General features: G+C 36.9%; 26 protein-coding genes, 1 pseudogene and 1 other annotated feature. Of the genes and pseudogenes, 6 read left to right on the top strand and 21 right to left on the bottom strand.

What is annotated here, in order from left to right; genetic code table 11:
- Positions 1 to 2 precede the first annotated feature (2 nt).
- The 4 genes from J5J03_RS13015 (at position 3) to sigK (ending at position 1999) form a co-directional block, all read left to right on the top strand.
- Positions 3 to 479 (top strand): Na+/H+ antiporter subunit E, encoded by a 477-nt coding sequence (locus tag J5J03_RS13015; RefSeq protein ID WP_208590092.1) that lies wholly within the window; start codon positions 3 to 5, stop codon positions 477 to 479.
- Positions 476 to 766 (top strand): Na(+)/H(+) antiporter subunit F1, encoded by a 291-nt coding sequence (locus J5J03_RS13010; RefSeq protein ID WP_208590091.1) that lies wholly within the window; start codon positions 476 to 478, stop codon positions 764 to 766. Before J5J03_RS13015 ends, J5J03_RS13010 begins: the two co-directional genes overlap by 4 nt.
- On the top strand, positions 747 to 1115 hold the full coding sequence (gene mnhG, locus J5J03_RS13005) for a monovalent cation/H(+) antiporter subunit G (RefSeq protein WP_208590090.1): 369 nt from the start codon (positions 747 to 749) through the stop codon (positions 1113 to 1115). The genes J5J03_RS13010 and mnhG overlap by 20 nt, the downstream gene beginning before the upstream one ends.
- 185 nt (positions 1116 to 1300) lie before the next feature.
- Complete coding sequence (gene sigK / locus J5J03_RS13000) at positions 1301 to 1999, top strand: RNA polymerase sporulation sigma factor SigK (protein ID WP_208590088.1); 699 nt, start codon at positions 1301 to 1303, stop codon at positions 1997 to 1999.
- 25 nt (positions 2000 to 2024) lie between these two features.
- Here the strand turns inward: sigK and mtnN are convergent, their stop codons facing one another.
- Both mtnN and J5J03_RS12990 read right to left on the bottom strand, forming a co-directional pair.
- On the bottom strand, positions 2025 to 2723 hold the full coding sequence (gene mtnN, locus J5J03_RS12995; protein ID WP_208590087.1) for a 5'-methylthioadenosine/S-adenosylhomocysteine nucleosidase: 699 nt from the start codon (positions 2721 to 2723) through the stop codon (positions 2025 to 2027).
- Positions 2724 to 2737: 14 nt separating this feature from the next.
- Complete coding sequence (locus tag J5J03_RS12990; protein WP_208590086.1) at positions 2738 to 3457, bottom strand: YrrS family protein; 720 nt, start codon at positions 3455 to 3457, stop codon at positions 2738 to 2740.
- Between the two features lie 168 nt (positions 3458 to 3625).
- Here J5J03_RS12990 and J5J03_RS12985 point away from each other — a divergent pair, with 168 nt between their 5' ends.
- Positions 3626 to 3853 (top strand): KTSC domain-containing protein, encoded by a 228-nt coding sequence (locus J5J03_RS12985; protein WP_208590085.1) that lies wholly within the window; start codon positions 3626 to 3628, stop codon positions 3851 to 3853.
- 100 nt (positions 3854 to 3953) lie between these two features.
- Here J5J03_RS12985 and greA read toward each other — a convergent pair whose 3' ends face one another.
- The 10 genes from greA to J5J03_RS12935 form a co-directional block, all read right to left on the bottom strand.
- On the bottom strand, positions 3954 to 4430 hold the full coding sequence (greA, locus tag J5J03_RS12980; RefSeq protein ID WP_153791554.1) for a transcription elongation factor GreA: 477 nt from the start codon (positions 4428 to 4430) through the stop codon (positions 3954 to 3956).
- A gap of 328 nt (positions 4431 to 4758) precedes the next feature.
- Entirely contained in the window at positions 4759 to 5388 is a 630-nt protein-coding gene (udk, locus tag J5J03_RS12975) for a uridine kinase (RefSeq protein ID WP_208590084.1), read from the bottom strand.
- A gap of 17 nt (positions 5389 to 5405) precedes the next feature.
- Positions 5406 to 6044 (bottom strand): O-methyltransferase, encoded by a 639-nt coding sequence (locus J5J03_RS12970; protein ID WP_208590083.1) that lies wholly within the window; start codon positions 6042 to 6044, stop codon positions 5406 to 5408.
- Positions 6045 to 6103: 59 nt separating this feature from the next.
- Positions 6104 to 7255: an endolytic transglycosylase MltG gene (mltG, locus tag J5J03_RS12965; protein WP_208590081.1), complete on the bottom strand. Its 1152-nt coding sequence runs from the start codon at positions 7253 to 7255 to the stop codon at positions 6104 to 6106.
- Between the two features lie 564 nt (positions 7256 to 7819).
- Entirely contained in the window at positions 7820 to 8104 is a 285-nt protein-coding gene (locus J5J03_RS12960) for a DUF1292 domain-containing protein (protein WP_018931504.1), read from the bottom strand.
- 13 nt (positions 8105 to 8117) lie between these two features.
- Entirely contained in the window at positions 8118 to 8537 is a 420-nt protein-coding gene (ruvX, locus tag J5J03_RS12955) for a Holliday junction resolvase RuvX (RefSeq protein ID WP_208590079.1), read from the bottom strand.
- On the bottom strand, positions 8534 to 8800 hold the full coding sequence (locus J5J03_RS12950; protein WP_018931502.1) for an IreB family regulatory phosphoprotein: 267 nt from the start codon (positions 8798 to 8800) through the stop codon (positions 8534 to 8536). The genes ruvX and J5J03_RS12950 overlap by 4 nt, the downstream gene beginning before the upstream one ends.
- A gap of 77 nt (positions 8801 to 8877) precedes the next feature.
- Positions 8878 to 11511: an alanine--tRNA ligase gene (gene alaS, locus J5J03_RS12945; protein ID WP_208590077.1), complete on the bottom strand. Its 2634-nt coding sequence runs from the start codon at positions 11509 to 11511 to the stop codon at positions 8878 to 8880.
- Positions 11512 to 11573: 62 nt separating this feature from the next.
- Positions 11574 to 11782, bottom strand: a binding site (T-box leader).
- 39 nt (positions 11783 to 11821) lie between these two features.
- The gene (locus J5J03_RS12940; protein ID WP_208590075.1) at positions 11822 to 12895 is read right to left on the bottom strand and encodes an AI-2E family transporter; all 1074 of its coding nucleotides are present in this window, start codon (positions 12893 to 12895) and stop codon (positions 11822 to 11824) included.
- Positions 12895 to 13089 carry a hypothetical protein gene (locus J5J03_RS12935; RefSeq protein ID WP_018931499.1) on the bottom strand — a complete coding sequence of 65 codons (195 nt, stop codon included), beginning with the start codon at positions 13087 to 13089 and terminating at the stop codon, positions 12895 to 12897. Before J5J03_RS12935 ends, J5J03_RS12940 begins: the two co-directional genes overlap by 1 nt.
- 244 nt (positions 13090 to 13333) lie before the next feature.
- Here J5J03_RS12935 and J5J03_RS12930 point away from each other — a divergent pair, with 244 nt between their 5' ends.
- A complete protein-coding gene (locus J5J03_RS12930; protein WP_208590074.1) occupies positions 13334 to 13774 on the top strand; it encodes a PH domain-containing protein in 441 nt (146 codons plus the stop codon).
- 95 nt (positions 13775 to 13869) lie between these two features.
- Here J5J03_RS12930 and J5J03_RS22015 read toward each other — a convergent pair whose 3' ends face one another.
- The 9 genes and pseudogenes from J5J03_RS22015 to ltrA form a co-directional block, all read right to left on the bottom strand.
- A complete protein-coding gene (locus J5J03_RS22015; protein ID WP_231710738.1) occupies positions 13870 to 14562 on the bottom strand; it encodes a DNA/RNA non-specific endonuclease in 693 nt (230 codons plus the stop codon).
- A gap of 360 nt (positions 14563 to 14922) precedes the next feature.
- The gene (locus J5J03_RS12920) at positions 14923 to 15411 is read right to left on the bottom strand and encodes an immunity protein YezG family protein (protein ID WP_208590073.1); all 489 of its coding nucleotides are present in this window, start codon (positions 15409 to 15411) and stop codon (positions 14923 to 14925) included.
- Between the two features lie 5 nt (positions 15412 to 15416).
- Positions 15417 to 15656, bottom strand: a pseudogene (locus J5J03_RS12915) (DNA/RNA non-specific endonuclease); the annotation flags it as partial.
- Between the two features lie 76 nt (positions 15657 to 15732).
- On the bottom strand, positions 15733 to 16182 hold the full coding sequence (locus J5J03_RS12910; RefSeq protein WP_208590072.1) for a DUF600 domain-containing protein: 450 nt from the start codon (positions 16180 to 16182) through the stop codon (positions 15733 to 15735).
- A 140-nt stretch (positions 16183 to 16322) separates the two neighbouring features.
- Complete coding sequence (locus tag J5J03_RS12905; RefSeq protein WP_208590071.1) at positions 16323 to 16733, bottom strand: immunity protein YezG family protein; 411 nt, start codon at positions 16731 to 16733, stop codon at positions 16323 to 16325.
- 4 nt (positions 16734 to 16737) lie between these two features.
- The gene (locus tag J5J03_RS12900) at positions 16738 to 18678 is read right to left on the bottom strand and encodes a DNA/RNA non-specific endonuclease (RefSeq protein WP_208590070.1); all 1941 of its coding nucleotides are present in this window, start codon (positions 18676 to 18678) and stop codon (positions 16738 to 16740) included.
- Between the two features lie 24 nt (positions 18679 to 18702).
- On the bottom strand, positions 18703 to 18996 hold the full coding sequence (locus tag J5J03_RS12895; RefSeq protein WP_208590067.1) for a YwqI/YxiC family protein: 294 nt from the start codon (positions 18994 to 18996) through the stop codon (positions 18703 to 18705).
- The gene (locus tag J5J03_RS12890) at positions 18996 to 19430 is read right to left on the bottom strand and encodes a YwqH-like family protein (protein ID WP_331460490.1); all 435 of its coding nucleotides are present in this window, start codon (positions 19428 to 19430) and stop codon (positions 18996 to 18998) included. The genes J5J03_RS12895 and J5J03_RS12890 overlap by 1 nt, the downstream gene beginning before the upstream one ends.
- 345 nt (positions 19431 to 19775) lie before the next feature.
- A complete protein-coding gene (gene ltrA, locus J5J03_RS12885; RefSeq protein WP_208585947.1) occupies positions 19776 to 21035 on the bottom strand; it encodes a group II intron reverse transcriptase/maturase in 1260 nt (419 codons plus the stop codon).
- Positions 21036 to 21585 lie beyond the last annotated feature (550 nt).

The following is a 21585-nucleotide window of genomic DNA, read 5'->3' as shown; positions in this document are numbered from 1 at the left end:
CTATGCCTCTTCAAATAATCTTAAATTTAGTTATCGCGATCATGTGGATGTTTTTGGGCGAGACATATACATTTGTATCATTCCTGACTGGGTATATAATTGGGGCATTACTGTTATTTATGTTAAGAAGGTTTATTCCAGATGCGTTCTACTTGGAACGCGTCTGGAAAATGATTAAACTGGTGTTCCTTTTTATAAAAGAGCTATTGATATCTAATATTGACATAGTAAAATGGGTATACAAGCCAAATAAAGATTATAAGCCTGGTATTTTCGCTTTACCTACTGATTTAAAAAGCAACTGGGAAATCACGATGTTAACATCATTAATTTCACTTACTCCAGGTACACTTTCAGTAGCTGTTTCAGAAAATAATGATACCATCTATATTCATGCAATGGATATTGATGATAATGAAACAGCAATTGAAGCAATTAAAACAACATTTGAAAACGCGATTATGGAGGTGACGAGATGAATGATATCATCTATCTGGTTACACTCGTTTGTATGATTGTCATCACCATATCGATTTCCTTACTATTATACCGGGTGGTCAAGGGACCTACTAACCCAGACAGAGCTGTCGCATTGGATGCAATAGGGATTAACTTGATGGGGATGGCTGGTCTAGTTGCAATTATGCTTGTCACTACACGTTTAAATGATGTTATATTATTAATTGGCGTCTTATTATTCATAGGGACGATTGCGATAGCAAAATACTTAGAAAAGGGTGTTATCATTGACAGGGACGACGATTGAGTTCATCATTCAAATCATTATCATCTTGTTTCTTGTGATCGGAACATTCTTCGTGTTATCCGCCTCTATTGGTGTCATTCGCTTCCCGGATGTATACACCCGCCTGCACGCTTCCACTAAAGCGGCAACTTTGGGGATTTCCGGAATTATGATTGGTGCGTTTATCTTTCTATATGTTGAGCACGGGATTGTAAGTGGTAAATTAATTTTAGGTATTATTTTCATTTTACTTACAGCTCCTGTTTCAGCTCATATGATCGGTCGAGCAGCCCATACAACTGGTGTAAAGCCATGGTCCCATGATGGCAAAACAAGAGACGCTTATGCAGATTCTTTCAAAGATGAATGATCATATTTTAGCCTTGTAATCCGTTGTGGATCACAAGGCTTTTTATGTGGATTTTGTGATGGCCAAAAAACTTCCATTATAAAAAAACAACTAAATTATAACTTGACCATATGACACAATGGACAAACGTTCGGCATAGGATGAAATATGGGCGAATACCTATTGTCTGTCTAGGAGGTGTCATATTGTCAATATTGTTCGGGATTTTGGCGATTATTAAAGAAGCTTTATTTTTCGTTGCCTATGTGAAAAACAATACCTTTCCACAACCACTACCTGCAGATGAAGAGGCGGAAATGATTAAAAAAATGCAGGAAGGCGATGAAAATGCTCGCAACAAACTAATTGAACACAATTTAAGATTAGTAGCACATATTGTGAAGAAATTTGAAAATACCGGAGAAGATGCTGAAGACTTAATTTCGATTGGCACCATTGGCCTTATAAAAGGCATAGAGAGCTATTCCAGTGGTAAAGGGACTAAATTAGCCACATATGCCGCAAGATGTATAGAAAACGAAATTCTCATGCATTTAAGAGCAATGAAAAAGACGAAAAAAGATGTATCATTACAAGACCCGATTGGTCAGGACAAAGAAGGAAATGAAATCAGTCTGATTGATATTTTAGAAGCGGAGAACGAAGATATTACGGAAGCAATTCAATTGCATATGGAATTAAAAAAGATTCAAAAATACTTACGGGTGTTAGATAAACGGGAAAAAGAAGTGATAATTGACCGTTTTGGATTAGGAAAGACTGATGAATTAACACAAAGAGAAATTGCCAGAAAGTTAAATATCTCGCGCAGTTATGTGTCTCGTATTGAAAAAAGAGCTTTGATGAAAGTGTTTCATGAGTATTACCGTAATGAACTGAAATAGCTGTCGAAGTTTCGACAGCTATTTCTCATGCTTTATTCGTATTTCTAACAACATCGATAATTATCTTCGCTGCATTTGCCGCTGCTTTTTCAAGGAAGGAATCAAATGATACCGAAGAATTTTTCCCCGCTATATCTGATAGTGCTCGAATAATAACAAATGGTCGGGAGTACTGATAACATACCTGTGCAATCGCTGCTGCTTCCATTTCCGCTGCAATCATTTCTGGGAATTTTTCACGAACGAATTGAACTTTCTTTTCGTCTTGCATAAATGCATCTCCCGTACTGATTAAGCCTTTCATTGCTTCTATTCCATCTAATTGTTTGGCGGCGAGCATAGCTTTTTCGATTAATATTGGATTTGCTTGAAATAAAGCAGGTAAGCCCGGAACCTGACCATACTTATAGTCAAATGCAGTTACATCTACATCATGATGTACTACCTCAGTCGATATGACAATATCTCCTACTTCTAATTCATGATGAAAACCACCTGCTGATCCAGTGTTAATCACATAGTCAGGCTGATATCTTTCAAATAAAATAGTCGTAGCAATCGCAGCATTAACTTTACCGATACCGGATTTTAATAATACTACGTCTTGTCCTTCTAAATTACCGACAAAGAAGTCACTATTGGCAATTCTCTCCGTCTCTGTTATGTCCATTTTCTCCTTAAGTAGTTCTACTTCTTCATCCATTGCACCAATGATACCAATCATGTTTCGTCCTCCTCCTACTCTGTACTTGATGTTTCTTGATCTGTTTCATCTTCATCATTCGAGTTGTCGTTGTGTTTATTTTCGATTAGTTCTTCCACTAAAAGTGGTTGCCATCCTTGTTCTTCCACCCATTGCATTGTCACACGGTAAGTTTCAGACTGATTTGATCTAGGTGAAACAGTTGCTTCTACCCTCTGATCTCCAGCTCGGCCAAACCACCAGGTAATCTGTTCATCTGTCGGAATACTTGTAGCTACTTCCACTGCTTTCATCATTTCCTGCCAGTCAACCGTTTCTTCCTCAAATGTTGTCGTATGAGGCTCTTCTTGTTCGGTTCCAATTGGCTCCCAGTTTCCTTCATATGCATAACTTACATTTTCATCATCTGATTCTACTTCATTAAGCTGAACACTTTCGTTATTTTGTTCCTTCTCATCTTCTTCTGTTTCAACCTCTTCTACTTCCAATTCTTCCTCTTCTACTTCCAATTCATCCTGGTCTTCTGCTAACGTATGTTCATCTGGATCCTCATCTTGAATCTCTTCTGTATCATTATTTTCTTCACCATCATTCGCTACTGGCGCGTCTTGATCATCTCCACCAAAAACAATAAGTGAAATGATCACAACAACTAAGACTCCACCGACAATACTTAACCATGTAATAGCTTTTGTGTTTGTTCTTTTTTTCTCAAACCTGTCTTTTCTTGTTATTCTTCCAAATTCATCCGCCATTTTCCGCCCTCCCAATCTTAATTATACTAAAAATTATTTTCCTTCACCATGACCATCCCTATTTTTAGGAAAATCGATCGATTTTTTTCTTTTTTTGTCATACTTGCAGGAGTTTGTCCATAGATATGGAATATAATAAAATGAAAGAAAAAGTAAGGAGCGTGTGCTATGTTGAGAACGACTACGTTTGATCGCAATTTATGGCAACTAACTACCTTTGAATCGATTAGCTATGATAAAGAAAACCAGGTCTTATTTATTCATTTTCTCGATGACACCACGCTGCAATTCTGCTCTGTTACGGAAGAGCTTGTCTTTCAATTTATACTCGCTAAGAACAAAGAATATTTCATTGAAAAAGAACTTAAACCATTATTAATATCTTCTAAAATTTAATGCGTGTCAACCTAGGAGCAGGAAACTAGCTTCATGTCACTATATTATTCATTAATGAAAAATGGATGTCTATTTTCAAACAGACATCCATTTTTATTACTTACTGTACACTAATTATTTTTACGTTCATATCACCTGCAGGAGTTGGTACCACGACTTCTTCTCCAATGGAGTGACCTAATAAACTTTTGGCGATAGGAGAATCGTTGGAAATTTTCCCTTCAAAGGGATCTGCTTCTGCACTTCCAACAATAGTATAGCTTTCTTCCTCTCCATCAGGCAATTCTTGAAATGTAATGGTTCGACCTAATGATACGACATCAGGGTTTACATCTTCGTCCTTAATAATAACTGCATTTCGAATCATATTCTCTACTTGTACAATTCGAGATTCAACGAAAGCTTGTTCATCCTTTGCTGCATCATATTCTGAGTTCTCGGATAAATCACCGAAATCTCTGGCAATCTTGATGCGTTCGACAACTTCTTGTCTTCGTTCAGTCTTTAAATATTCCAATTCTTCTTCTAATTTTTTTAAACCATCTTCTGTCATGTAAAACTCTTTTTCTTCTGGCATGATCCTACACTCCTTCAATCTACTGCTTTGAATCAGTTCTGCAAATATCCTTTACATTGTATGATATCTGCTTAAAAAAGAACACTCTTTTACAGCATTTATCATTATGTAAATGCTTTATTTACTAACCACTACTATCTCAAATTTTTTCATTTTTTTCAATAGTTTTATTTGTAGTATTTAAGAAAACTCGACTTATCCCAAAACAATATAGAAAGCCTTAGTTATTTTCTAATATTTAGCCATCCAAAATTCCACTACGACTACCAAAAATTTTCTTCAAGTTTAACAAATGCACGAATTGTTTTCATTTCCTTGCATGCTTATACTATTCAAACTCTAATATCTTTTCGATCTTTGTTGCTAATAAATCAATTGCAACTACATTCTGTCCTCCTTCAGGAATAATGACGTCTGCATATCGTTTAGTAGGTTCAATAAATTGTAAATGTGCAGGACGTACTGTTTGGATATATTGATTAATCACAGAATCAATCGATCTCCCTCGTTCGTTTATATCACGTAATAAGCGACGAATAATGCGTAAATCCGCATCTGTATCAACAAAAACTTTAATATCCATTAATTCCATTAACCGAGGATCATCAAGAATTAAAATCCCTTCAATAATAATAACATCTTTTGGTTCAATTGGAATCACATCGTCAGACCTAGTATGGATCGTGTAATCATATACCGGTTTTTCTACTGATTGATGATGTAATAACTGCTTAATATGCTCAATCAAAAGGTCATTATCAAAAGCTAAAGGATGGTCATAATTTGTTTGCAGTCTTTCTTCCATAGGAATATCTGACTGATCTTTATAATAATAATCTTGCTCAATTACTAGCACAGATTGATCTGTAAATCGATTTTGAATAGCTTTTGTTACAGAGGTTTTCCCTGATCCCGATCCACCTGCAACTCCAATTATAACTGGTTTTTTCTTACTCATGTTGTGCACCTCTACTTTTACTTTTTCACACTGATTGCCACACCGTCACCAACCGGTAAGATAGTAGTATGATAAGACGGATGCTGCAATAACCATTGATTATACTGATCGATTTTATGTGCGAGCTTTTGTAACCTTTTCGGTGCTTCCTCCGGATTTACTACCCACCCTTTAAAAAGGACGTTATCAGTCACAATCATGCCTTTATCGGTTATTGTTTGTCCATATTTTTCGAAGAAATGGCGATATTGCCCTTTTGCTGCATCGATAAAAATCATTTGAAATGGCCCTTTTGCTGCGACTTTTTCATCTACCTCTAAAGCATCCCCAAAAATGACATCAATATGTTCCTCTTGGTTTTGCTTCTGTATATTTTTCATCGCCCGATCATACATTTCCTGGTTTCTTTCAATTGAGACTATTCGGACATCAGATTTTGCTTCTAACATTCTTAAAGCAGAGTACCCGATTGCAGTACCAATTTCAAGTATTTTGGTTGGCTGATGGAGACGAATTAATTGTTGGATTAAAGCAATCCCTTGTTTGTCCATTATCGGTACATGATTTTGCTCCGCCTCTTGCTCTAATTGTTGAATCCAATCAGCTTGGCTTGGAGTTATTGTATCCAGATATTTGCTAACATCTGTATGGTTCACTTTTTGTCATTCCCTTCTAAAACAGGGTAAAAAGCAGGGGCTACTCCCCCCTGCTTTCACTATTCCTCATTATGAATATACTCATCTTCTAAGTTTTGATGTTCTTCATACGTAGTAGAATAATGTACGTTCCCATCTGAATCTGCTAAGAAATATAAGTAGTTATTTTTCTCAGGTGTAAGGACTGAAACTAAAGAGCTTTCCCCAAAATTAGCAATTGGACCAACTGGTAATCCTTGTACTTGATACGTATTATATGGTGAATCTATTTCATAATGATCATACGTTAATCTTGAGATATGCTCACCATGGGCATAGCTAACAGTTGGATCTGTTTGTAATTTCATACCTTCAGCTAATCGATTATTAAACACACCCGCGATTTCTTTTCTATCTTCTTCTGATGGTGCTTCTTCCTCTACTAAAGATGCGAATGTAATCACTTCATGGATAGAGAAGTCCAAAGCAGCTATCTGGTCATAGTATGCAACAATTACGTCATTGGTCTTATTGAGCATTTGGGTAATGATATCATCGATAGTGGGTTCATCCGTATAAAATTCATATGTTGCCGGGAATAAATATCCTTCTAATGGATAAATAATATCTTCAGCTAAAATCTCTTCCGTTAAAATATTTGGATATTGATCGATCAAGTCTTCGATATACGACTGATCTGTCATTTTTTCTAAAAATTCTTCACTGTCGATACCTGCATTTTCCTGATAGATGGATGCAATTTCTTCAATATTTCTACCTTCCGGTACTGTAACACGTAATTGTGCTTCCTGCTGAAGCGAACCTGTTCCCAGCTCTGCTGTCACCTCTGCTAATGTCATAGAAGGTGACAAACTGTAATCCCCTGCTTGGAAATCGGAAGCATTATTAAACTTAACGTAAAAACGATATATCAAACTATTGGCAATAATGCCTTCATCTTCGAGTATATTAGCAATATCTGAGCTTGTTGACCCTAATGGTATCGTAACATTGACCGTTTCATCACTGTCAGGATCAACTGGTGATAAACCTTTTTTTACGTATTTATAACCGCTAAAGCCACCAATTATGATAATTGCTGTTAATACTATAAACACAATTAAAATGATTTTTCGTGCAACACTAGCTTCTTTTGCCCGTTCTTGAGAAATCTCTTTATATGTAAGTTTCTTTTTAGACTTGTTGTTTTTCTCTTCTTGTTCTTTACTCATATAGGTCTCCCCCTTTCACCCGATATATTATACTACAAATTTTGCAAAAGGGAAACATAAGGGATAAAGGGAGTAATAAATATCACTACATTGGATTTGACCTGAATGTCCACTTTGTCGAATGGTTTTAACTCGAAAAAAGTTAGCTGAAGTGCATAATCCATGGAAAGGAAAGAGGGCAGCCGGCGTGGAGGTTGTGTGGTTAATACACCAATTTTATATATTCTTTCCAAACGAGAAAAACAGCCATATAAAACTGTAAGTTCTCCGTGGAAATCTGTCCATGCAAATGAACAGTTTTCCGCGTAAGAAGTTAGTTTATCATAGTTCGAGGTATGCTAAATATATTAGCTTACCTCTTTTAAAAAGTTCACCTTTTTATCATTATTGCAATTGTTTATTGCGAAAATGGACTTGTTTATTACGAAATTGCTCTTGTTTATTGCGAAATCCTACTTCTTTATTGCGAAATTACTCTCGTTTATTGCGAAATAGCATTCCTTTGTAACCAGTTGAATTCAACTAATGAAAAACTGACTGGCAAACCCAGTCAGTTTTTTTCTCTTATTCTGTTAGATCGTTTTCAGCTACTGTGTTTAGAACTTCTTCGACCATATCCCATTCATCGTCAGATTCAATGTGATATAGTGCGAGATCATCGTCGTTTTCTTTCTCTTCGTAACGGAAGGCGAATACTTCTACTTCTTCGTCTTCTTTTTGTTCTGCGGGTACTACTGCTACGTAAGATTCTTGTGTCTGATCAACATCAAATGTAAACAGAACTTCAAATAAATGTTCTTCTCCGTTCTCATCGGGAATGATGATACGTTCTTTTTCTTCTAGTGCCATTTGTAATCCTCCTTCATGGTTGACTATCCAAGTAACCTTGCAAAATCATGACGGCTGCCATCTTATCAATTACTTTCTTGCGTTTCGAACGGCTCATATCCGCTTCTAACAACACCTTCTCAGCAGCCATCGTTGTGAGTCGTTCATCCCAAAGAATAACCTCTTTCGAAAAGGTATCTTCTATAAACTTCGCAAAATCTTGCGATGCTTCACCTCTAAAGCCGATAGAGCCATCCATATTTTTAGGTAAGCCAATGACGACTTTTTCTATAGTATGTTCATCGATCAATTGTTTAAACGTATCTTCTACCGATTTATAATCCGGTTCCTGCCAATGAATCGTTGTTAAACCTTGTGCAGTCCAGCCTAATGCATCACTGATCGCCACACCGATCGTTTTTGATCCTACATCCAGTCCTAATACTTTTGTCATTTCTTGTTATTGGCGCTAATGTAATACTTGACTAACTCTTCAATGATTTCATCGCGCTCAATTCTCCTTATTAAATTTCGTGCATCCTTATGTCGTGGAATATAAGCCGGGTCACCTGATAATAAATATCCAACAATTTGATTGATTGGATGATATCCTTTTTCTTCGAGCGCATTATGCACTAACAACAACACTTCTTCCACATTCTGTTCAATGGGCTCTTCAGAAAAATCAAATTTCATTGTCTTGTCCATTCCATCCATGGAAGCACCCCCAAATAATATTACAACGATTTGTATCTATCTATTATACCTTTTATTAATAAAAATTACCAAAATTATTATACCTCTTGCGCATATTTTTCTACATAAGCAAGAGCTTCTGATAATTTAGTCGCATCTTTACCACCAGCTTGTGCCATATCTGGACGGCCACCACCGCCACCACCACAAATCTTGGCAGTCTCTTTAATTAAATTCCCTGCATGATACCCTTTCGTTACCAAATCTTTGGTAACTCCTGATGCTAACTGTACCTTGTCATTATTGACCGCAGCAAGCAAAATAATACCTGATTCTAATTTTTGTTTCATTTCATCTACCATTTGACGTAATTGATTCATGTCGGAAACATCTACCTTTTTCGCTAACACGTTTACTCCATTTACTTCTTGAACATCATCTAAGATCGATGAAGCCTCTAATTGGGAAAGCTTGGCTCGTAATGATTCGATTTGACGATTTTGTTCTTTCATGTCATTAAATAGATGCTCGATACGCTCAGGTACTTGGTCTTCTTTTGTTTTCAGTTGATTGGCAGCTGTTTGTAACAATTGATGTTTACCATTCACGTATTGATAAGCACTTTTAGCAGTGACTGCTTCGATTCTTCGTGTACCTGCGCCGATTCCTGATTCCGAAACGATCTTAAATAAACCAATTTCAGCAGAGTTCTCAACGTGACAACCACCACAAAGTTCCATACTATAATCACCAATTTGGACTACACGTACAATATCGCCGTATTTTTCACCGAATAATGCCATAGCACCCATTTCTTTCGCTTTCTGAATCCCTTTATTACTAATCGAAACCGGAATAGAAGCCCAGATTTTTTCGTTGACTTTCTGTTCAATATTGGTAATTTCTTGCTCTGTTACCGCACCAAAATGTGAGAAGTCAAAACGGAGACGCTCACTCGCTACTAATGAACCAGCTTGGTTAACGTGTTCCCCTAATACATCCTTTAATGCTTGATGCAAGAGGTGGGTTGCCGTGTGATTTTTAATAATGTACTGACGGGAGGTTTTGTCAACCTGTGCTTTTACAGCCTGTCCTTTTGTTAGCGCACCTTCCTGAATCAAAATACGATGAAGGTTTTGTCCGTTAGGAGCTTTCTGTACATCTTGTACTTCTGCATGTCCACCGTCAAAGGAGATCGTACCTTTATCAGCAATCTGACCACCACTTTCAGCATAAAAAGGTGTTTCAGCTAAGATAACGTATGCTTCACATCCTGCTGTAACAGATTCTACTCGATCTTTATCAGCGACTATTTCCAGTACCGTTGTTTCCGCTTGTAAATATTCATAACCTACAAAAGTGCTTTCCGCGTTGATTTCATTTAATACGCCATCCTGAATTTGCATGGAATCGACTTTTTGACGAGCATTACGTGCTCTGTCACGTTGCTTAGCCATTTCTTTTTCAAACCCTGCTTCATCAAGCGTAAATCCTGCTTCACCTGCATACTCTTCGGTTAACTCTTTTGGAAATCCATACGTGTCATAAAGGCGGAAGACTTCCTCACCAGGGAATACTTTATTTCCTTTTGTCTTCTCTTGTTCAATGATCGTGTTTAAGATTTGTAAGCCTTCTTGTAATGTTTCATGGAATCGTTCTTCTTCTGTTTTTATCACATTTTGAATAAAGTCTGTTTTATTCTTCACTTCTGGATAGAAAGCTTCCATAATCATACCAACCGTCGGAACTAGCTGATACATAAACGGCTTCTCGATTCCAATTTGTTTAGCATAGCGTACAGCACGACGCAGGAGACGACGCAATACATAGCCACGACCTTCATTTGAAGGTAATGCGCCATCACTCACCGCAAACGTTACAGTACGAATATGATCAGCAATCACTTTAAATGCCACATCTGTTTCTTCTTTTGCTTGATAAGTAGTATTAGCGAACTTTTCTGTTTCTTTAATAATAGGTAAAAATAAGTCTGTTTCAAAATTTGTTTTCGTATCTTGGATTACACTAACTAGACGCTCGAGTCCCATCCCGGTATCAATATTTTTCTTCGGTAATGGTGTATACGTGTCATCCGGATTATGATTAAACTGTGAGAACACCAGGTTCCAAATCTCTAAATAACGTTCATTTTCACCGCCCGGGTATAGTTCTGGGTCACTTGGATCATTACCATAAGCTTCGCCACGATCATAGAAAATTTCGGTATTTGGTCCACTTGGTCCTTCCCCAATATCCCAGAAATTTTCTTCTATACGAATAATACGTTCCTCTGGTAAGCCAATTTTATCTCGCCAAAGCTCATAAGCCTCTTCATCTTCTGGGTGTACGGTAACCGATAATTTCTCTGGATCAAATCCTATCCATTTGTCACCAGTTAGAAATTCCCAGGCGAAGTCAATTGCTTCTTCCTTGAAATAGTCACCAATCGAGAAATTTCCTAACATTTCAAAGAATGTATGGTGTCGTGCAGTATAACCGACATTGGAGATGTCATTAGTACGAATTGATTTTTGTGCGTTGGTTATACGGGGATTCTCTGGTACTACACGACCATCAAAATATTTTTTTAATGTAGCCACACCACTATTGATCCACAATAATGTCGGATCATCTTTTGGTACTAATGATGCACTAGGTTCAATACCATGATCTTTTTCTTTAAAAAAGTCTAAAAACATTTGTCGCACTTGAGCAGATGTTAAATGCTTCATGATTAATCGCCTCCATTTATTTGCTTATTTTTCAATAAAAAACTCCCATCTCTGCCTTATTCAGCAGGGACGAGAGTTATATTCCGCGGTACCACCCTAATTACAGCCAACGTGACTGTCACCTTAACATCTGTAACGGTGATGGAACCGGCAGTATTTCGCTGCACTTCAAACTAGCTTCCTGAATCAGAGCATTTAGAATTTCTTTCAGCCACGGAAATTCCTCTCTTTGAAACGATAATCCAGTACTCAGGTTTTTCATCGTTTTTGATTTATTTAACTTCGCTAGCATATTATAGATAACTTTAAGCTATCTGTCAATTGCTTTCACTTGTCTAATCATTAAAGGCACAGCTACTCTAGCAACAGCTAGGAATGGAACTGCAAAAATCATCCCAACCACTCCTGCAGTCTTGGCTGCAATAAATAATGCCAAAATTAAATACACAGGGTGTATGTGAATACTTTTTCCTACGATAAATGGTGAAAGTAGATTACCTTCTGTTATTTGGACTGCTAGCACGACCAATAGTACATATAACACCATTTTTGTTGACATGGTAAAGGCAATTAACACAGCAGGGATAGCTCCTATGATCGGTCCAAAATAAGGAATAAAATTTGTAAAACCGATAATCGTTGCCAACACAACTGCATAATTCATCCCAACCCATCTTAACAGAAAGTAACTCACTAAGCCTACAAGAAAACAGACTAATATTTGACCGCGAATATACTGACCAAGACTTTCTTCCATTTCATGAGCTAATTTTTTCGTGAAAGCTTGATATTTTTGCGGGATCATTCTTAGTATGCTTCTCTGTAATTTCTGATAATCCTTTAGAAAGTAAAAAGCTAAAATGGGGATCACTGCTATCATAACAAAAATATCAAACAACAAAGGGATATTTTTCAATAGGTTGGTAAACTGTTCCCCTAAAGTTGTTTCAATATTTTCAAAGAGTTGATCTAAATGATCATGAAATCCCTCTGGCAAAAATGATGTTTGATCATAAATATCATAGATAAATGTGCGATAAGCATCTACATATTGTGGAATATTCTGTTGCATTTCCTGTATTTGCTTCATCCACATTGGAAAGGATATATATATACCATACCCAGTAAGTGCGAAAAAAAGGATATATATGAAAATAATAGCCAATGGCCTTGGAATACGAAAATGATGAAGTTTTTCGACAACTGGATGTAATAGATATGCGATTAATCCTGCGATTAAAAATGGTGCCAACACCTGTAAAATGACAATAAGCACGTGCTTATAGAAAGGAAACAGGATGTACATTAAATAGAGAAACAGAACTGCTAAGCAAAGAATAATCAGTTGCAGAACGAGACGAATTTTGGCTTGATTGGACTTCATTACCTTTCTACACGTCTTTCCTCATCAGAAAATAAATCATCTAATGAGCTTAACGATCCATCCATTTCTACTTCATGCAAATGCAGCATATCATTTTGGACAGATAATTCAATGAAGCAATCCCAGCAATAATATTGCTCAGGACCGATAATTCCGATATTCTTGCTGCGACAATTCGGACAAATCACTAACATTCCCTCACTTTTCCATTTTTATTTTTCATCCTTTCCTTTTTGGAGGGAATTATACATATAATACGGCATTGTTTTCGAAGTATATTTTCTGTATATGAAGTGAGAGTTTGAACAATGGAGAGTTTGGCGTGGTGAATCTGGCATGAACATCTATGTTATGGAAGAAATATCTTCTACAATAAAAAAGATTGAAACCGGTATGATAAGAAACTCGTATAATGAATAGAAAGAAGGTGTGATTATCATGTTTTTTCGTTCAAGGGTCGATGCATTCTTTGTTCATTTTATATGGATAACGATATTTATTATTGCCTTGGCTTCATTTTTTCCACTTTTCATCGAAGGTGCAACTGAGTTACCTGTAATTCTTATACTGACTTCAACATTCTTTATCGTGACAGGCTTTATCTTATGGTGTACCTTTTCAGTCAAGTATGTTTTTTATCAAGATTACTTATTAGTAAAAGGTGGTCCCTTTAAAAGCAAGATTCGATACACAAATATTACAAAAGTTTCACCTACAAGAGATATTTTTACAGGCTATAGAATATTGTCGTCAAGAGATGCAATAGAGATTTTTTATACAACAGCCGCGTTAGGCAGTGTAAAAATTTCACCCAACGATAAAGAAGAATTCATTACTGAGCTGAAAAAACGATGTCCTCATGCACAAATTCAAATATAGAACTTTACTCATACCTTTTAACCATGGGTTTCAATTGTTGCGGGTGAATTCGTGTTTGGAAGGATCATGAAGAAACTGTTTAGACATTAACAAAGCTAAACAACATGCTCCACCTGCAACCTTAAACTATTATTTTCATAATTAATTTTCACATTCATAGAAACGTGCTTACCTTCTTCAATTGCTTTAGCCCATTTATTTTCTAACTTTTTATATTTACTTAAGTTAACACTACTAGATTGTGAAACTAGATTATCTAATTCTGGAGGACCTCCAAATCGATCTCCTGCTAGATGGCCAGCATGATCTCCTGGTTCCTTACCAGGTGTATCAGTTTTGTGAGGTAATCTATTATCACGCTTTGTTAACTTTAAGTCGTCCGCATTGAATTCAGTTAACCTTCCTAATTCATCTGTTTTATAATCGTAATTATATTCACCTGTTTGATATTTAACGTTAGGCTTTAACGTTCCATCTTCATTCATATGAACTCTATTTCTTTTTTTATCATCAAAACCTTTACTATTAGAATGATTAACAGTATCCCTTCTACCGCTTCCTCCACCACTTCTTTTCGCAAACATTATATGGGTACCACCCATCGAATCCTGTACGATCCGAACTTCAGGTATTTGTTCCTTCAACCATTTCATCGCGTAATTTACCGACCATGGTTTTGGTGTTTTCGGTACTGTTGCGGGTGGCTTTGGTGTTGGGAAGATCGTGGAGAGGCTGTTTTTAGCCTGCATGCGATCTACGGCTACACGTGCTCCACCGGCACCTAACATGAATAGGCTTTGGGTTTGTTTTTCTTTACTTAACTTCTTTCCAAATATATCTTTGTCAGTAATATATACTCTGTATTCTCCATGGATGACTAATCATACTATAACGTCAGATGTTCAAAAAAATAAACCTTGAAGGGCATTTAGCTAATCAAGGTTTATTTAATAAATTATTATCTTTTACTTCCTCGAACCAGTTACCGATTCATCATTATTTGAATAAACAAATGTAAGTTTACCATCAAATTCTATGTAGCCTCATTTTAGTTGATGATTATGGTAAACCTTTTTATCATTTTTTGTATAAGTACATAATATCAAACTGTTAAACAAATCGAACTGTTGCGAAAGCCATCAAGTACTTTATTCAACAGTAGTATTGTTTTTTTCAAATTCTTCCATTCTCTTAATTAAATCTAGGTCACCTTTATCATTACTTATATATTTATATTCAAAATATTCAATTCTATCAGCCGGACCAAATTCACTATCATGCCAATTAATATAATCAAAATGTACAGTTAATTTACCATCTTCATTAACTAATAATGTTACTGAAAACCAAGGCTCTTGATCATTTTCAATGAAAAGTCTTTGAAGTTGAACGGTTAATTCAAATAATGTATGCAGTTCTTTATAGTATGACCTCTTATCTATATTATATAGTCTAGGAATATAATGGGAATAAACGTATTGCTCTTTATCTTTAGGCCTAAAAAAGAAAAATACTCCTCCTTCTTCATCCTTTACTTCTCCATTAAAACAGAAATTATTCCATTCAGTTGGGATCATATCATTAATCTGTTGAGCAATTTCATTATATAATTTGTTTAGTTCTATTTCAATACTCATTTACATCAACCTCCTGATTTATTTGCAATCTCACGAAACACTGGAAATTGACCTTCAATTTCATACTCAACCATAAAAGAATTCGGACGCATAGAATTATTTAAATACATGGGTTCAATGTTTACAGAAACTTTCTTAGGCGGTACCTCTTTTAATGCATTCGCCCACTCTGTCTCCATATCATACCAAACTCCACCCCTCCTGTTAATTTGACTGTTTTGTGGTACAAGATTATCAATATCAGGAGGACCATAAAAACACCCCCGAAAGTTAGATCTTTCACTCTAACTTTCGGGGGTCGATACCCAATCAAGGTCTAATTTATAAGTTATTTTTTACTTCTTCTAACCATCTAATGAAAATATCTTTAGGTAATAGTTCATCATCATTTGAATAAACTATATCATAATTATACTTTGCTTTTAATGAGTTTTGTTTTACATTATAATGTAATTTTATTTCGCTTGGCATATCTCTTCCATATTCTTTGCATTTTTTATGAATTTCTTCTAAATTTTGAACACCAATACGTTGTAAAGCTAGTTGTCTCTCAGTTGAAGTGTCATAAGTAAAATCATCAGGTACATCATTTAGCTGATGTTTCAAAACAAGCTTCCCTTGAAGTCTAAAAAAAACATTAAAATAATAAGCTTCTGGTTCATATGAACAATAAATAAAAATATCATCAGCTCTATCTTCTACATACTCTAGGCTAATTGCTACCATGTCAGTTTGTAGTTCAGACAAATAATCTTCAAATTCTTTTGCCAATATAAAACCTCCTAATTCAACTATAATAACAAAAACCGAGATTTTGACTGCTAATACTTTTGCTTTTGGTTTGTTTAACTACCCTTTAGAATTTAAAGCATCAGATCTCATTTACAAAGTAAATCAAAGATTAAATGAACTTACTTCAAGTATTTAGCTTCCCATCTATCTTGTTTCTCTACTGGACTAATCTCAGAAATATCCTCATAACCATAATCAATTTTCATTTTACCTGTGTTGTCTAAAATGAAAGTTAGATTCGTCCACTGTTCTTGGCCTTGCTCCTTGAATTCCTCCCATAACATTGTAAAACACTCATATAGTTCATCTTCCAATTGATCATATTCTTCTTCTTCAATATTAAAAAAATCGATTATATCAAGGCTATATACTGGTTTTATACCTGTTTGGGGATAATAATAAAAAAATATTTTTCTATATCCTTCTCTGTATTCAGCATATAATAAGATTCTTTCCCATTCTTCTGGCACTATATTAACTAAAGTATTAGCAATTTGTTGGTATGTTTGTTCCATCTTTTTAGTTTCCATCTGTCTAACCTCCTAAATAATTTGTTAGTCTATCTGAATACTTTCTCCCATCTATTGTATAATTGATTTTAAATTCACTTGGTCTAATCGAATTGCCCAAATATATAGGTTTTAATTTAACCCTAACTTCTTTCCCCTCTTCCAAAGCCTTCTTCCAAGTATTCTCTAAAGTCTTATATTCACTTCTATTTAGGTTTGCATTCATCGGAACCAGATTGTCGATATCACCCGATCCCTTGAAAATGCTAGCAATTAAGTGACCACCATCATCGTTTGATAATCTATCTTTTCCACCGACAGTTCTTTGCGCATATTGATTACGATCTGCTTTACCTAGTTCTAGCTTTGCTTCTACGTTGGAAATTCTACCATCACTATCAGTCTTATAGTGATATCCTTCTTTGGTTGTATACTCGATATTAGGTTTTAAAGTTTTTTTACCACCTATTTTTGTGAATTGTTCTCCATAATTCACCTGTTTAGAATTATTAACCGAACTATTACCATATTTCCTTAACCCAGTTACATTCTCGCCCCCACCACTCCTCTTCATAAGCACCGGATAAGAACCACCCATCGAATCCTGTACGATCCGAACTTCAGGTATTTGTTCCTTCAACCATTTCATCGCGTAATTTACCGACCATGGTTTTGGAGTTTTAGGTACTGTTGCGGGTGGTTTTGGTGTTGGGAAGATCGTGGAGAGGCTGTTTTTAGCCTGGATGCGATCTACGGCTACACTTGCTCCACCGGCACCTAACATAAATAGGCTTTGGGTTAAGCTTTGGTTTCGTTTTTCTTCACTTAATTCGTTGCCGAACATATCTTTGCCGGTAATATATTCGCTGAATCCATTATAGGATGCCAGTCCATATATACCATACTCTGTCTTTTTTAGTATATCAAATGCCTTCGCATTTTGATAGGCATCCAATACATGATCCGTGGCTTTTACACCTTTCGACATCGTGTAAGCTGTTTTTCCACCTTTCAGTGCTCTTCCTGCCCAACCTACTACAGGGATAAATCCGGCTGCTGCCAATGATCCTGCCGTCACACGTTCGGCAGTCGTTAATTTTTCTCCAGTAACCGGATCTACTCCTGTCGATGCACGCTTGGCATCGTAATAACCGGTTATTTCACCTGTAAACGTACAGACTGTATCCCACGCTTTTTCGTACCATGGGCGATTTTCCATTTCCTCTATTTTAGCTTGTAATTCGCGATTTTCCTGTAGTTCCTCCTGGTACTGCATATAGGATGAGGTAAGCTCCTGTGCATCTTGCCTTGCTTGATGGACTTCACTTTGCTGATAGATGATTTCATTAAAATGAACGGGGGAAATTTCTCCACCCTGTGATGAAGCATGAAGCATTTCTTGTATTAAACCGACAATCACTTGTTCATGGAGAGATGATTGATGATAATGCTCCAATAAGAGCTGATCAAATTCCCTTACTTTCTGTTTGGTTTGTTTACGTTTGTCCTCAGCATCTTCCATCCGTTCTTCAAAGTCACTCTTGGAAAAAACGTCTAATGAAACGAGGTCATTGATGCGTGAAAAGATCGATTGCAAATTGGATTGCTGGGCATCGACCAGATTGAATGCCTTTGAAGTACTATTGGCAAGTTCTCTTTCCAAAAATGGGACTTCCACCAATGTTTTCCCACCTAATTCGAAATCCTCTGCCATTCCTTCTATTCCTTGAAAAAAAGCTATTTGCATATCAATAAAATCAAGCCAAGCTTCAATGACATCGATTTGCGCACGATAAAATCCTTTAATTGCATTAGCACTCTTCCCTGTAAAATCATTTAAATCAACAATTTGCTGAAAAGCAGTTCTTAATGTTTCTAGTTGTTCACTTAAACCCTTATATTCTTGTGCCCTAGCTTCTACTGTCTCGACTAGCGATTTAGTTTCCAACGTTTCAGTTGAACTCATCGCTTCCTCTCCCTTTCCATCTTTCTACCTTCCAATTGCTTCATCTTGTTCTTTTAGTTTTTTCACACTTTCTCTTGTGTCTGCTAGGTTTTTTTCTACCGTTTCAATATATTGTAATAAAAATTCATGAATCATTTCTTCCCGCTCCAACCATTCATTCGTGAATTTTAGTTCATTTTTACCATAAGTGTCAGTAGGCTTTGGTAATTCTAATTGGGATAAGCATTTTCTCGCATTTTCAAGTTGCGCCATAACAGAATGAAAATGGAGCTTGATTTCCGTTCCACCACCAGCAGTACTACTTAATCTTATGTTCATTAGAACAACCATCCTTTTAATTCGTTAATTTTTCTTCCCAATGCTTCCACAGCTTCTTCACCTTGATCCAATAATCGATCCGCCTGGTAAGCAATCGAACTGGCAATATCTAGTGTATTTTGTTGAAGGTTTAGTTGACTTATTTCCCAATCTATCCGGTTGATGTAGTGATCATAATTACTAATCTTCGTTTTCATCACTTGATAAGCTTCACGGCGATCCTCGTCAAACTTATTGGCTTCTGTACCCTCCCATGAAAGATCTAAAGAAGGTTTTTCAATTTGTTTAATTTCGATGAATGCTTGATCCTGTTCAGCTTCTATGTCACGTTTAGCTTCTTTTAACCTTTCTATCTTTTGTTCTACATCCGCTGAACGATTAGAAATAATATAAAATGCATTACTTAAAAAATCAGAATCTGACAATCTGTACACCTCCGTAACATATGATAGAGTAAGACTATGATCAGTGGCTGACTGATCATTAGGGGATTAGCCACGCTTTACTCCTTCGATTCACTTGAACTTTGAAGTGGAAGTTTTACGCACTATTAACACATAATAAACTATTCATCTAATAAATCATTATAAATAAAAAGTAGCAGAATAATCCAGGGAATATATGTATTTTTTGGAAAAATAGATATATATTCCTATTTAATTATCATCCTTTTATTTTCCATTACTTTCGAATCAGTTTCCAATCGAGATAGGGGGAGGTGACTAACCTCCGACCCTCTCACATCACCAAACATACGGTTCCGTATTTGGCGATTTCATTCAAGTCATACGTGAAAATTGATAACGAATAAACAAACTTTCTAGTCCTTGGCTTCCCCAATATCGGTTGCCGAGGGTTCTGTGTAAAATGGGGCTGTTCGCAATCCGCCAATAGGCTTTCCTTGTGTTGGCCCATTCCCACGCTTTCTCCTTCTTCACACCGAACCTTTGTAATTCTCGATACCTTGTCTTGACCAACTTCCATTCTTTCCATCGAATCATGCGGAGTCTACGTTGGATCCAACTATCTATCTGTTTCAGAACACTTGGTGCCTCGGTCAATTGGTAATATCCTATCCAACCGATTAAGTACCGATTTAATCGTTCGATTCTGGTCTCCATACTGATGTTTTCTTTCCTTGATGTTAAGGAACGGATTCGATCTTTGAGCCTCTTAATACTCTCTTTTGGTATGCGAACCTTTGGTCTCTTCTTGTGACTGGTGAAGGAGAATCCTAGAAATTTTCGTCTCCATGGACGATCAATCGCACTCTTTTGTTGATTCACTTTCAGCTTTAGTTTTCCTTCCAGGAATTCCGTCATGTTTTGTCTGACTCTCTGTCCTGCTCTTTTGGAACGAACGTAGATTTGACAATCATCCGCATAACGGACGAAGTGCAGTCCTCTGCGCTCCAATTCTTTGTCCCATTCATCTAAGACAATATTAGAGAGTAAAGGACTTAACGGGCCACCTTGTGGTGTTCCTTCTGTGTTCGACTGAACAAGTCCTTGCTCCATGACTCCTGCTTGTAGATAGCGACGGATTAATGTCAGCACTCTTGGATCGTTAATCCGTTTGCTCAGGGTGCGCATTAAACGATCATGATGTACTTTATCAAAGAATTTCTCTAGATCCATATCTACTACCCAACGACAGCCTTCTTGTATATACCCTCTTGCTTTCCTCACCGCGTCATGACCTCGCCTTTGGGGACGAAATCCATAACTATGGTCCGAAAACTGCGGGTCATATACTTTGGTCAACACTTGTGCGATCGCTTGTTGTAGAAAGCGATCTGTCACGGTTGGAATCCCTAGCTTCCTCTTTCCACCGTCTGGTTTCGGGATTTCGACTCGACGGACCGGTTGAGGTTGATAGGTTCCTGTTTCCAATTGTTGCTTGAGGATTGTCCAGTTCTCTTTCAAATGCACTCGTAGGTTTTGTACGGGCATTTGGTCGATTCCGTGGCTTCCTTTATTCTTTTCTACACGCCATATAGCTTGTAGTAGATTCTCTCGTGACAGTATTTGTTTTAACATTCGTTCTCTCTCCTACGTACATGATCGTTCTCTTTATGTGGTATGTGTTCTCCACCCTTCTCATGTCCCCCACGGGATTCACCGTTTCCTCCATGAGGAAGGAACTTGTGTTTCTGCTTCATCAAACCATACGTATCCCAAGTGATCATGTTCCTTTCCTGATTCCGCCCTTCCCTGTTCCTCTAGAAGAAACAGGTACTATGGCTTCTGCTGACTTCTGATAGTTCAGTGAATGTTCACACATCCGGTTACGGTAAGTGTACCGCTTTGCTATCAGACCTCCCGGGGTAAGCATCTACACTTCCTCCCCATATCCTTGCTTCATTTACTACCTATACCCTTCGGCAGTATGGACTTTGATGTGTTTGGCAGTCTCATCCAAGTATAAATAGCCTTCTATGAAGTTCGTGTTCCTCAAGGCGGGAATTTGCCTCCGACTTCCTTCAGATTCTAGGTCGCCCTAGACACCCTTGTCCTTGGCTAACTGGTACTACTGCCTTCCCAGTTCGGGACTTGAACCCTAGAGTTTAGATGCATGCCCGGCACACCA

The sequence above is a fragment of the Gracilibacillus suaedae genome, from assembly GCF_017599345.1.
Classification (GTDB): domain Bacteria; phylum Bacillota; class Bacilli; order Bacillales; family Amphibacillaceae; genus Gracilibacillus; species Gracilibacillus suaedae.
The sequence above is the reverse complement of the archived record's forward strand: the minus strand, read 5'-3'. Positions and strand labels throughout refer to the sequence as shown.